General features: G+C 72.3%; 12 protein-coding genes. 6 read left to right on the forward strand and 6 right to left on the reverse strand.

Annotated features, from left to right (window positions below; genetic code table 11):
• Window positions 1–66 precede the first annotated feature (66 nt).
• Both ACWD0A_RS03860 and ACWD0A_RS03865 read left to right on the forward strand, forming a co-directional pair.
• Window positions 67–666: a TetR/AcrR family transcriptional regulator gene (locus tag ACWD0A_RS03860; protein ID WP_451294326.1), complete on the forward strand. Its 600-nt coding sequence runs from the start codon at window positions 67–69 to the stop codon at window positions 664–666.
• Entirely contained in the window at window positions 663–2,222 is a 1,560-nt protein-coding gene (locus ACWD0A_RS03865) for a glycerol-3-phosphate dehydrogenase/oxidase (protein WP_451294328.1), read from the forward strand. The genes ACWD0A_RS03860 and ACWD0A_RS03865 overlap by 4 nt, the downstream gene beginning before the upstream one ends.
• A gap of 83 nt (window positions 2,223–2,305) precedes the next feature.
• Here ACWD0A_RS03865 and ACWD0A_RS03870 read toward each other — a convergent pair whose 3' ends face one another.
• Window positions 2,306–3,160 (reverse strand): trypsin-like serine protease, encoded by an 855-nt coding sequence (locus tag ACWD0A_RS03870; RefSeq protein WP_451294330.1) that lies wholly within the window; start codon window positions 3,158–3,160, stop codon window positions 2,306–2,308.
• A gap of 214 nt (window positions 3,161–3,374) precedes the next feature.
• Between ACWD0A_RS03870 and ACWD0A_RS03875 the strand changes: the two genes are divergently transcribed.
• Window positions 3,375–3,566, forward strand: coding sequence for a DUF6381 family protein (locus ACWD0A_RS03875; RefSeq protein WP_177148022.1), 192 nt, complete (start codon window positions 3,375–3,377; stop codon window positions 3,564–3,566).
• A gap of 158 nt (window positions 3,567–3,724) precedes the next feature.
• Here ACWD0A_RS03875 and ACWD0A_RS03880 read toward each other — a convergent pair whose 3' ends face one another.
• From ACWD0A_RS03880 to ACWD0A_RS03890, 3 genes are all read right to left on the reverse strand, one after another.
• Window positions 3,725–5,203, reverse strand: a complete 1,479-nt coding sequence (locus tag ACWD0A_RS03880; RefSeq protein WP_451294332.1) for a glutamate-cysteine ligase family protein — start codon at window positions 5,201–5,203, stop codon at window positions 3,725–3,727.
• Window positions 5,204–5,341: 138 nt separating this feature from the next.
• Entirely contained in the window at window positions 5,342–6,169 is an 828-nt protein-coding gene (locus ACWD0A_RS03885) for an alpha/beta fold hydrolase (RefSeq protein WP_451294334.1), read from the reverse strand.
• Between the two features lie 65 nt (window positions 6,170–6,234).
• Entirely contained in the window at window positions 6,235–6,750 is a 516-nt protein-coding gene (locus tag ACWD0A_RS03890) for a mycothiol transferase (RefSeq protein WP_451294336.1), read from the reverse strand.
• Between the two features lie 575 nt (window positions 6,751–7,325).
• Here ACWD0A_RS03890 and tgmA point away from each other — a divergent pair.
• Together tgmA and tgmB are read left to right on the forward strand one after the other, a co-directional pair.
• A complete protein-coding gene (gene tgmA, locus ACWD0A_RS03895) occupies window positions 7,326–7,517 on the forward strand; it encodes a putative ATP-grasp-modified RiPP (RefSeq protein WP_177148025.1) in 192 nt (63 codons plus the stop codon).
• A gap of 15 nt (window positions 7,518–7,532) precedes the next feature.
• On the forward strand, window positions 7,533–8,462 hold the full coding sequence (gene tgmB, locus ACWD0A_RS03900) for an ATP-grasp ribosomal peptide maturase (RefSeq protein WP_451294338.1): 930 nt from the start codon (window positions 7,533–7,535) through the stop codon (window positions 8,460–8,462).
• A 64-nt stretch (window positions 8,463–8,526) separates the two neighbouring features.
• On the opposite strand, the gene ACWD0A_RS03905 is transcribed toward tgmB, so the two are convergent.
• Window positions 8,527–8,925, reverse strand: a complete 399-nt coding sequence (locus ACWD0A_RS03905) for a DnaJ family domain-containing protein (RefSeq protein WP_451294340.1) — start codon at window positions 8,923–8,925, stop codon at window positions 8,527–8,529.
• 72 nt (window positions 8,926–8,997) lie between these two features.
• Entirely contained in the window at window positions 8,998–11,076 is a 2,079-nt protein-coding gene (locus ACWD0A_RS03910) for a neutral/alkaline ceramidase (RefSeq protein ID WP_451294342.1), read from the reverse strand.
• 177 nt (window positions 11,077–11,253) lie between these two features.
• Between ACWD0A_RS03910 and ACWD0A_RS03915 the strand changes: the two genes are divergently transcribed.
• On the forward strand, window positions 11,254–12,318 hold the full coding sequence (locus ACWD0A_RS03915) for an AraC family transcriptional regulator (protein WP_451294344.1): 1,065 nt from the start codon (window positions 11,254–11,256) through the stop codon (window positions 12,316–12,318).
• Window positions 12,319–12,354 lie beyond the last annotated feature (36 nt).

The following is a 12,354-nucleotide window of genomic DNA, read 5'->3' on the forward strand; positions in this document are numbered from 1 at the left end:
CTTCCTCACCGTCGGTTTCGCAGGGGTGCACTGCCGCGCGGCCGGCACTGCATTACACTGTGACAGATGACGCCCATTCGTCACAACCATGCGGACGCGGACGCCGTGCTGGACGCCGCACGCGACTGTGTCCTCGCCGTCGGCGTACGCCGCACGACCCTGACCGACGTGGCCCGGCGCGCCGGGGTGTCCCGGATGACGCTGTACCGCCGCTGGCCGGACGTGCGCACGCTCGTCGGCGACCTGATGACCCGTGAGTGGATCGCCCTCGCCGTCGGCGCCATGCCCGACCCCGCGGCGGGCACGCCCGTGCGGGCGCGTATCGTCGACGGGCTCGTGGCGGGGGTCGCCGCGTTCCGCGCGCACCCCCTGTTCCACAAGATCATCGACGTGGACCCGGAGCTGCTGCTGCCCTACGTCATCGACCGCCGCGGAGCCAGCCAGGACGCCCTGCTCGGCCTCATCACGACGGCGCTCGCCGAGGGCCACGAGGAGGGATCCGTCCGCCGCGTGCACACCGACCTGCAGGCCCGCTCACTGCTGCTCGTCGTCCAGTCCTTCGTGCTCTCACTGCGCACGATGACCGAGGAGGGCGACCCCGAACTGAGCGACACCGCCTTCCTCGGCGAGCTGCGGACCGTACTGGAGAGGACCCTCGCCCCATGACCCGCCCGAGCAGCCCCGCCCTGCCCGCCTCGTCCCTCAACGCCGCACGGCGGCACAGGGAGCTCGCGGAACTCGCCGACGGCGCCGAGGTCGACGTCCTCGTCGTCGGCCTCGGCGCCACCGGAGCCGGAGCCGCCCTCGACGCCGCCTCGCGCGGCCTCACCGTGGCCGCCGTCGACGCGCACGACCTCGCCTTCGGCACGTCGCGCTGGAGTTCCAAGCTCATCCACGGCGGGCTGCGGTACCTCGCCACCGGTCAGCTCGACGTCGCGCACGAGAGCGCCGTCGAACGCGGCGTTCTCATGGAACGCACCGCCCCCCACCTGGTCCGCGCCCAGCCGTTCGTCCTGCCGCTCACCCCCCTGGTCAGCCGCGGCCAGGCCGCGCTCGCCTGGGCCGGCTTCCGGGCCGGCGACCTGCTCCGCGCCTCCGCCCGCACCTCACGCGCCACCCTGCCCGCACCGCGCGTCCTGTCGGCGGTGGAGACCCGGCACATGGCGCCCGCCCTGCGCGCCACCGGCCTGCGCGGCGGACTGCTGTCCTGGGACGGTCAACTCACCGACGACGCCCGCCTGGTGACCGCGATCGCCCGTACCGCCGCCGCCCACGGCGCCCGTGTCCTGACCCGCGTCCGCGCGCTCGCGCTCACCGGCAGCGGCGCGCTCGTCCGCGACGAGACCACCGGCGAGGACCTGCGCATCCGCGCGCGCACCGTGATCAACGCGGCCGGGGTCTGGGCAGGGGGACTCGTCGACGACATCCGGCTGCGCCCCTCCCGCGGCACCCACCTCGTGCTGCGCTCGGACGACCTGGGCGGCCTCGCCGCCGGCATGCACATCCCGATCCCCGGCGAGACCAACCGCTTCGTCCTCGTCCTGCCGCAGGGCGACGGCCGGGTGTACGTGGGCCTCACCGACGAACCGGTGGAAGGCAGCGTCCCCGACGTGCCGGAGGTGCCCGAGACGGACATCGGTTTCCTCCTCGACGTCCTCGGCTCCGCCCTCGACGTCACCGTCGGCCGCGACGACGTCGTGGGCGCGTTCGCCGGCCTGCGCCCCCTGCTCGACACGGACGGCGGCCCGGGCCGGACCGCCGACATCTCCCGCAAGCACGCGGTCCTCACCTCGCCCGACGGCGTCGTCACCGTCGTCGGCGGCAAACTCACCACGTACCGGCGCATGGCGCAGGACGCCGTCGACGCGGCCGTCCTCGCGCGCGGGCTGGGATGCGGCCCCTGCCGCACCACCGCCGTCCCGCTCGTCGGAGCCGACCACCCCCGCGCCCTCGCGCAGCTGGACGCGCCCCGCCGCCTCGTCCGCCGGTACGGCTCCGAGGCGCCGGCCGTCCACGCTCTCGGCCTGGAGGACCCGTCCCTCGCGCGGCCCGTGATCCCCGGCCACCCCGTCACCGGCGCCGAACTCGTCTGGGCGGTCCGCCACGAAGGGGCCCTCGACGCATCCGATCTCCTCGACCGCCGGACCCGCATCGGCCTGGTGACCGACGACCGGAACGCCGCGCAGGACGCGGCCCGCGACGCGCTGGCCCGCAGCTCCTGATCACTGCCTCCGGGAACACGTGCGGTGGGGCGCCGCAAGGGCGCCCCACCACGGTCACGCCCCGTCCCCGGGGCCCTGTGACGCTACGGGAGCTGGGTGAACGGGGCCAGGAAGGCCCGGGCTCCCGGGGTGTCCAGACGGTACGTCACGTTCGTCGCGTAGCACGGCGAGTCGCCCGTGATCGTCGTGGAGACGAGGGTCCACTTCCCGCCCAGCGTGGCGAAGTTCGGTCCGCCCGAATCGCCGTAGCACGCACCGCCGTTGCCCTGCGGCGCGGTCATGGCCAGGCGCACCCAGGCGTCGTTCAGCGCGTCGAAGGTGACCGGGGCCTTCATCCGGACGCCGCCGCCCGGGTGGGTGTGGCCGCCGGGACCGCGTCGGGACTCCTCGGTGCCGTAACCGGCGACGACGAACGGGGTGTCGTTCAACCCCTGCGGGCCGGCCGCGTCGAGCGCACCGGCCGCGGGCAGCGTGGCCGGAGTGAACGACCAGCGCGCCTTGACCTGGGCAGCGGACAGCTGGATCACCGATATGTCACGTGTGTCGGAGGCCGGCCCCGGGTACTCGGGGTGGTTGTGGGCAGTGCCCTGGACTCCGACGGCACGCGCCACGGCGGCGGGGTCGCCCGGGTGCTGGGCGGCGGCCCTGTCGAGGCCGGCCTGTACGTCCTGGTCGAGGGAGACGTAGAACTTCACGTTCTCCGGCCAGTCGGTGGTGCAGTGGGCGGCGGTCAGGAACGTGTCCTTGTCGATCATGGTGCCGGAGCAGACCCAGTCGACGCGGTCCGGGGTCGCCGGATCGTCGTCGGCGTCCCAGGTGGCGACCAGCGCACCGACCTCGGTGCGCTCGGGCGCGGGCGTCGCGTTGTACGAGTTGATCGCCGACGACGGCAGGGCCGCGGCGAGCACGACGGCGCAGGCCGCAGCGGTGACGGCCATCGGACGTAGGGGCAGGGCAGTCAAGTCGGACCCTTCGGTGTGGGTGAACGGGGATTCTCCTGTGGGGTGATCGACAGTGAAGCGTGCCCCGGGGCGCCGCGGCAAGAGGCCGGCGCCACCGGAGAACGGCCGTTCCGGACGGCTCCGAGATGCGCTCGGTCACGAGCACTGATTCGCTGAGGACACCCGCTCAATCGGAACACGAGGAGTGATCATGAGCGTTTCGGACGAGTCCCGCGGCCGGATCCGGCAGATGCGGGAGAAGGCGAAGGAACTGAACGCGGCCGCGGAGCGCAGCAGCGATCCCAAGGAGCGTGAGCGGCTGAAGGAGAAGGCCCAGCGGCTGCAGGCCCAGTCGGAGCAGGAGTCCGGCATGAGCACCGGGGACATATACCCCGACGTGTGACGGACAGCGCCGCATGCCGCGGCGGCACCCGTCGTACGAGGGGCCGGGGCGCCGAGAGCGCCCCGGCCCCTCCGCGCGCCCGCCCGCCCAGCCGTACGGCGCCGTCACCGCCGAAGGCGGGGCAGAACGAGCGCGCCCACCCGGGCACCGCCTGCCGGTCAGTCGACCGGCCAGGTGTGGACGGGGGCGTTGAGGTGCATGTAGTCGATGTACTGCCGCGTCATCAGCCGCAGCGCCTCGTGGTGGTCGACCCTGCTGGTCCGGTCGATGTGGTGGAACGTCTCCGCTTGCCACACGGCACCGTTGCGGCCGGTCACGCAGCGCTGCTCGATGATGCCGAGCAGCGGCTCCCGCCACGGCGCGTCCATCCCCGAAGCCTCCAGACCGCGGTGCGCGAGCGGCAGCAGCCTCCGCAACACCAGTTCGGCGACCGGCACTTCACCCATGCCCGGCCAGTACAGCCGGGCGTCGATCCCGTGCCGGGCCGCCGTGTGCAGATTGTCCTCCGCGGCCTGGAACGACATCCGCGACCACACCGGCCGCTCCTCGTCCACGAGTGCGCGCGTCAGCCCGTAGTAGAAGGCGCCGTTGGCGAGGATGTCGGCCACCGTCGGCCCCGCGGGCAGCACCCGGTTCTCGATCCGCAGGTGCGGCTTGCCGTGGTCGACGGCGTAGATCGGGCGGTTCCACCGGTAGATCGTGCCGTTGTGCAGGGTCAGCTCGGACAGCTCCGGTGTGTCGCCGCCCTCGAGCGTCTCCCGCGGATCCTCCTCGTCGCACACCGGCAGCAGGGCGGGGAAGTAGCGCACGTTCTCCTCGAAGAGGTCGAAGACGCTGTTGATCCAGCGCTCGCCGAACCACACCCGGGGCCGTACGCCCTGCACCTTGATCTCCTCCGGGCGGGTGTCCGTCGCCTGCTCGAACAGCGGGATGCGGGTCTCGCGCCAGAGCTCCTTGCCGAACAGGAACGGGGAGTTCGCGGCCAGCCCCACCTGCACACCGGCGATGGCCTGCGCCGCGTTCCAGTAGGCCGGGAACTCCTCAGGGGCGACCTGCAGGTGGAACTGGGTGCTCGTGCACGCCGCCTCGGGAGTGATCGTGTCCGCGTAGGTGCGCAGCCGGTCGATGCCGTCCACCTCGATGCGCAGGTCCTCGCCGCGCGCGGCGAAGACCTGCTCGTTGAGCAGCCGGTAGCGGGGGTTCTCGGACAGGGCCGCCTCGCCGACGTCCTTGCGGCGCAGCGTCGGCAGGATGCCGATCATGGCCAGGTGCGCCCCGACCTCCGAGGCGCGCTCCTCGGCGTGGTTCAGAGCACCCCGGATCTCCTGCTCCCAGGAGTCCGGCCCGCCGGCCGTCAGCCTGCGGGGCGAGATGTTGATCTCCAGATTGAAGCGGCCCAGCTCGCTCGACCACGCCGGATCCGCGATGGCCTCCAGGACGTCGGTGCTGCGCATCGCGGGTTCCCCGGTCTCGTCGACCAGGTTCAGCTCGATCTCCAGACCCACCTGCGGCCGCTCGAACTCGAACTTCGCCGCGCGCAGCATCTGCGCGAACGTGTCCAGACACGCCTGCATCTTGTTCCGGTAGCGGCGGCGGTCCTCACGGGTGAAGACCAGCGCCGGGACGTCACGCCCCATCGGCCCTCCCGGGATCGTCGGGCACAGACCACCGTCCCAGCGTGACACCTGTGGGCGGCGGCGACCAGTGAGGCGGCCGCCGCCCACGGCGGACATGACGAGGGTGGGACGGAGCGTGACCGGCCGGGGCCGGCCGCGTCAGTCCAGGAAGCCCAGCAGCGCCGCCGTGAGCTCGGCCGGGGCGTCCTCCTGCACCAAGTGCCCCGCTCCGGCGATCGGCTGCAGCCGCGCGCCGGGGATGCGGTCGGCCAGCTCCTTGCCCCTGGTCGCAGGGATCCAGGCGTCGTCCTCGCCCCAGCACACGAGGACCGGGACGTCGACGGAGCCGTATCGGCGCTCGATCTCGTCGGTCCAGCGCTGATCGGCCTGGGCGATCTGGCGGTAGAACGCGGCTTGGCCCGCCTCGCCGGTCCACGGCTCGACCAGCCGGTCGAGGGGGGCCGGATGCAGCCCCGGGGAGCTGGCGGACGCCACGTACTCGCGGACCAGGGCCCGGTGCAGCGCGGGCGGCAGCCGCTCGAAGACACCGGCGTGCTCGCCGACCAGGCGGAAGAACGGCGATCCCCAGGGCGCCAGGGCCACCGGGTCGACGAGGGCGAGGCGGCGGAAACGCCTGCCGTGCAGGAGAAGCGCGCGCAGCGCGACCGCGCCGCCGACATCGTGCGCCACGACCTGCGGTTCGTCGAGTTCCCAGTGGTCGAGCAGCTCGGTGAGGACCCGCCCCTGGGCGGCGAGCGAGACGTCCTGCCCGCTGAACTTCGCCGACGCGCCGTAGCCCGGCATGTCCCACACGAGGACCTGACGGCCCGCCGCGGCGAGCGCACGCGCCACGGCGCGCCAGACGAAGGACGAGAAGGGCGTGCCGTGCAGCAGCACCACGGGCGGGGCCGCGAGGTCGCCGAGCCGGTCCCAGCGGACCTCGCCCGCCGAGCTGTCGAAGGTCCGTGCCACGTGCCAGTCGGACAAGGTGCACCTCTCACAGTGTCAGGGGCCAACAGCTCATCGCACCTTACGCCGCACCGTGCGGCCCGTCAGGTGTGCCGCCGGCCGAGGCTGCCGCGGACGAATGCCGCCTGCCCGGCGTGCTGGAGGTCGTCGGAGATCACACTGACGAGGCGCACGCCCAGCGTGACGGGCGGGTTCCATGAGGTGTCGACGACCCGGTCGAGCGCCGCGTCGTCGAGGGTGCGCACGAAACGCAGGGTCTCCTCGTGGACCGCGTCGTAGTAACCCAGCAGCAGGCGGGCGGAGTCGGGGCATACGGCGGCGACGTCCTTCACCGTGTGCCCGTAGCCCGTGGCGGCATCGGGGAACGGCAGGGCGAATCTGCTCGCCCAGTCCTGCGACGTCCACACCTGCTCCCGGTCCGCGGCGTCGGCCACGTGGTCGTCCTGGATGCGCGTCAGGTGCCACACGAGCCAGGCGACGGAGTTGCCCCCCTCGTCCAGCCGGGCGGCCAGGTCCTCGGCCACGAGTCCCTCCACGGCCTCGTGGACCGCCTCGCGCACGCGCCCGAACGCGTCTGCCAGCAGGTCGGCGGTTCTCATCGTCTGTCTCCTCCGGTCGACTGCCCCTCTGTCCATCGTGGGGCCCGGCCGGACGTCCGACATGTTCCCGCACCGGTGACGATCAAGGTGGACGCCTGCCCCGTGACCAGGGCTGGTCCGGGCGCGACATCGCGGCGGAGGCGAACCCGCCCCGGCGCGGTCGCGGAGGCGCCGGCGGATCTCGGGGCGACGTGCGCGTTCGTACAGCACGCATCCACGGCACGACAAATAGCGGTTCGGCCATGGAGGGTTGACAAATGGTCAGGAGTCCCGCCGTTGACGGAAGGCTGCGTCGCGCCTCTCTCAACCGCGGGGCCCTTACGGTACTTTGGGCCTATTGCCGTGTCATCTGCGTCACGTCATGGCCAAGACTTGAAACCCTTGAGGCGAGTGGCGCGTCTGTCTGAATGGCTTCGGCGGGGGTATGTCGCCGCCGGGTCGCGTTCGGATCCGAAGGTTTTTCGGTGAACAACATTCACAATGTGACTCTATGTGTTGAAACTATGCACGGCTTCGCCACGTACTGTCACATGAGCAGCCCGGCGGGACCGCGCGGGCAGGGGAGGAAGCAGCACATGAAACCGTTCGCGTGGAACTACGCACGCCCCGCCGAACCGGCCCCGGCCCTGGCCGCGTACTCGTACGACTCCGCACTGCAGCTGAACGTCCTGCCCGACGGGCGTCCGGCCATCTCGGACCGGGCCCTGCTCGCCGCCGCCGGGACGACGACGTCCAAGGCGGGCTCCGCGACCCACTTCGACGACTGAGCCGGACTGCGCGCCGTGACGGTGTTGGTGCTGACGTGCGAGCAGGACGTCACCGCGGACCTGGTGGTGGCGGAACTTCACGAACAGGGCGTGCCGCTCGTGCGGTTCGACCCGGGAGACCTGCCCGGTGACGTCGCCCTGTCCGCGGAGTACGTACGGGGGGAGTTCCGCGGTTACCTGTCCACCGGGGGTCGTGTGGCCAGCGTCGACGGGCTGCGGTCCGTGTGGGTCCGCAGGCCGGGCGAACCTGCCGCGCACGCGGGTGAGCCCTCGGCCTGGCTCTCCGAGGAGAGCGGCCACGCGCTGTACGGCATGCTCGACTCCACGGCCGCGCGCTGGATGAACCACCCGAGCGCGGCTGCCAGGGCCCGGCGCAAGCCGTGGCAGATGCGCGTCGCCCACCGGTGCGGCTTCCCGGTGCCCGCGACCCTCGTGACCACCTACCCCTCCATGGCCAGGCGGTTCGCCGAACAGTACCGGCAGGTGGTGGTGAAGTCCGTCTCCGGCAAGTCACCGGGCGATCCGCCCATGGCGCTGCCCACGACGCTGGTGCCGCCGGACGCCGACTTCTCCGGTGTCGCCGCCGCCCCCACCCTGCTGCAGCGTTACATCCCCAAACGTGCCGACATCCGACTGACCAGCGTGGGGGAGACGCACTTCGCCGCGCGCAAGGTCGCCGACGCCGGCCAGGTCGACGGCCGGTTCGGCGACACGGGCCACACCTGGGAGCCCGTGGAGGTCCCCGTACAGATCGCCCGGGCCGTCGAGACGTACAAGAAGCACGCGGAACTCGCCTACGGGGCCTTCGACTTCGCGGAGGACGCGGACGGCACCTGGTGGTTCCTGGAATGCAACCAGGGCGGTCAGTTCGGCTTCGTCGAGCTGGAGACAGGGCAGCCGATAGCCCGCGCCGTCGCCTCGTGGCTGGGTGCCGAGCCGGTCTGACCACAGGCGCGGGACGGCCCGCTCGCGCGGCCGTCAGGGCCCGCGCCCTCGGGACGGCATGCCCTCAGGAGCGGCCCCGTCGCCACTCCGCCACGACCGCGTCCGTGTCGTACGGCTTCAGGCCGAGCGGCGGTCCCGGCGGTGGACGCAACAGCATCGCCCTGATCTTCTCGTTGATCTCGGCGACGACACGGCGCACCGCCGCCTCCGACGGCGCCCGCGAGGCCTTCTCCAGCGCGTCCTCGGCCTCCTTGCGCAGGGCCAGGGAGGGCGGGAGGACGGACAGGCCCTCGCGGTGCATCTTGCGCTTGATCCACCACAGCTCGTCGTAGCCGGCGTCCCCGTCCGGCAGGGGCTTCCCGAAGCCGGGCAGCTCCGTGAACTCCCCGCGCTCGGCGGCGTCGCGGATCTGCTTGTCGACGAAAGACTCGAAACTCACGCCCGGCGGCTTGCGCTCCGTCATGGCACCAGCCTACGGCCCCCGCCCGGCCCCACGACAGGCCGCCCGGTCCGCCCCGCGGGTGAGCCTCCCGCGTCAGCCGACCCTGAATGGCCTCGTCGCCCCGGTGAACGCCGTGACCTTGCCGAACAGGCTCTTCCAGTCGCCGTGGTGCACGATCCGGTACGTCCCGGCCGCGGTCCCGGCCGGTGGCTTCCAGGTGATCACGGCCTTCGAGGTGCCGGTCACCCCGTTGATCCGCACCCAGCGGTACGTGGTGTCCCAGTCGCCGTCGTCCCGCACGCGGTCCCACTGCCCGTCCACCAGCCGCTGCACCTCCAGGAACGTCCCGCCCCGGCGCAGATTGTTCTTGGGATGCCCGGTCACGAACTCCGCCGTCACCGTGGCCCCCGGCGCGTACGAAGCCGCGGGCTCGCCCAGCACGTCCCCGAACGCCCTGCCCGACGGAGGGTTGTCCATCACCACGCCGGTCTGCAGGGTGATCTGCCGGTCCGACAGATCAGGCGGCGTCGGTCCGCGCCCGGTGTCTGTGCCGTCCCTCAGCGACGCCGCGAGCCTGCTGAACTCCTGCTGGTAGGCGGGCAGCGTGTGGCGGCCGTAGAGCGTCGAACCCCCCTCGTACTGCTGGAGGTCGTACTCCTCCGGCGTCGTCACGTACTGGCTGTAGGCGTTCGCGTAGCCCTGCATCAGGACGTTCTCCACCGGTACGCCGAGCTCCGCGGCGACCGACCGGCGGATGCGCAGCCCGGACACGATCGTGTACTCCGCCGGTCCGGCCACCAGGTAGAGCTGCCCGATCTTGACGATCTGCACGGGCAGGACCTTCGGAGTCGCCGGTACCGCCGCGGAGATCAGCCCCGTGGGCACCAGGTCGGCCTTCGGGTACTGGCAGCCCACCAGCCACTCGGGCGGGTCGATGCGGAACGGCTCCAGCAGCGTGGCGACGGGACTGTTCATGCCCTCGGTGAACCCGGGGATCGCGGGGCCGTCCTCCACACTTCCCGCCAGGGTCGAGGCGCCGACCATCGCCGGGCAGGTGCGGTGCTCCCTGCCGTCCGGGGTGTACCTGCCGGAGACGGTCACCTCCTCCATGTCCACGTACCGCATCCGCGCGTCCACGCTGCCGGTCAGCGGGGTGCGGGCGGCGTCGTATATCTGCCGTGCCCGGGTGAACTGGCGGTCTCCGATGATCCGGGTGTTCTCGAACTCGTCCTCCGTGGGGCCCGATCCGGGTTTCAGATGCAGATTGGGCGACATGTCACCGGCATTGGTGTTGGGGAACGCGGCGACGAACCCCTTCGCCTCCTCCAGGTAACGCACGCCCTTCTCGTCGTGCTCCCACTCGTAGGACGCGTAGCCCTTGTTGTCCGGGCTGAGCAGGGTGTTCCTGTTGGTCAGCGAGGTGTTGTGGGTGGCGAACCAGCTGATCGCGCCGATGTCGCCGCCGCCCTGCCGGAACCGCAGCACCGTCATCGCCGGGTCGATCGCGCCGGGGAACGCCGCCCTGTCGGCCGCGGGATTCCTGTCGAACGCCACCTTGGAGCGGTTGACGCTCGCGTTCGTCAGCTCACCCCGGCCGAGCGTGATCGACCCCGGCCGCAGGTCCTCGTGGGCCTCGGCCACCGACTCGACGATGCCGTCCACGATCGCCTGGTACGTGTCCTTCTGGAAGCCGAGCGACGCCAGGTTGTACGCGACGTGGTGGGAGTGCCCGCCGGAACCGGCGTGGGTGTGCGTGGCCGACAACAGCACATTGCGCTCGGTGTAGAGGGAGCCGTACCGCTGCTTCAGGCGCGCGAGCACCCCTTGATGCACCGACTGGAAGATCATGCCGAGATCGGCGTTGACGTAGACGATCCGGCTGCCGCTCGCCGGGTCGGCGACGACGAACGCCCGTGAGCGCTGCCGCTGATGGATCCCGGTCGCCTTCTGCTCGAAGCTGGAGTAGCCCATCATGCCCACTTCGGCGGCCTCGCCGGTCACATCGGCGATCCCGCGGCCGACGAGGTAGTCGCCGCCGTCCTGGGCCGTCCTGTACGGCCCCTGGGCCGCACCGGCGGGCACCGCACCCGGCACTGCCGCCAGGGCCAGGGCGCCGAGTGATCCGGCGACCAGCAGGGACACCGCCCTGGAGCGCGTCGTGGGGAACCGCATGCCTTCTCCCTCGCAGACGGGTAACGGGTGCGTTCGATCACGGGTGTGACCGACGGTAAGGTGCGCGGCGGCCCGGGGGACAGGACCCGACCGGCCAGTAACGGGACTTCGGCGGCCACGGACCCTGTCGGCCGGGCCGCCGCGGTCCCTACAGTGACGGCCCGGAGGTGCGACCGCATGAAGCGCCAGGCAGCGCAGGCCCCGCCCCTGACCGACCCGCGGTACGGATCGGCGACGATCACGCCGCACCTGCTGCGCTACCTCACCCTCGTCGCCGCCGAACGCGGCCACGACCTCGGCCCGGCCCTGCGCCGCGCCGGCCTCAGCGAGGCCGCCCTGAGCGTCGTCGGCCAGCGCATCTCCTACCGGCAGGCCAGCTCGGTCATACGCGAGGCCATGCGCGACCTCGACGACCCCGCTCTGGGCCTCGCCGTCGGCCGCCGCCGGCGCGCCACCGCCTGGGGTCTCGTCGGTCTCGGGCTGCAGGCCAGCCCCACCCTCCACGACGCCCTCGAACTGGGCGTCCGCCACCACGGCGTCACCGGGTCCATGCTCGACCACCGCACGCAGACCGTGCCCGAGGGCGCCGCGATCCTGGCCACGGCCCGCTACACGGACTCCGAACTGCGGGCGTTCCTGCTGGAGGAGGCCTTCGCCGGCATCGTCGCCCTCGTCCGGGACTGTCTGGACGAGACCTTCGCCCCGCACACCGTCGCCGTACGCCACCCCCGCCCGCCGTACGGCGACGCGTACGAGGACTGCTTCCGCTGCCCCGTCGTCTTCGACGCCCCCGACGACCGGATCGTCTTCGGCGACGACTGGCTGCGCACGCCGCTGCCGGGCGCCGACGCCTACACCCTCGCCCAGGTACTCGCCCTCCTCGACGCGGCCCGTGCGCAGGGCCGCGACCGCCAGGACCTGGTGCAGGGCCTCGAGGTCTCCGTGGCCCGCGGCCTGCCCCATGTGCCGCCTCTCGCGCAGCAGGCGCTCGCCCGGGGGATGAGCGAGCGGACCCTGCGGCGCCGCCTCGCCGAGCACGGCACGTCGTACGAGGCGCTCGTCGACTCCGTACGCCTCGTCCGTGCCGAAGAGTTGATCATGGGGAGCGACCTCCCGATGCACAACATCGCGGGCCTGCTCGGCTTCAGCGACGCCCGGACGCTGCGCCGCGCGGTGGCACGCTGGTTCGGCACCAGCCCCTCCGCGCTGCGCGGCGCCCGCTCCCCGCAGCGCCGGCCATGACTGCCCCGGCCGGCGCACCGCGAAAGATCAGGCGGC

It is taken from the genome of Streptomyces sp. NPDC002867 (assembly GCF_053591895.1).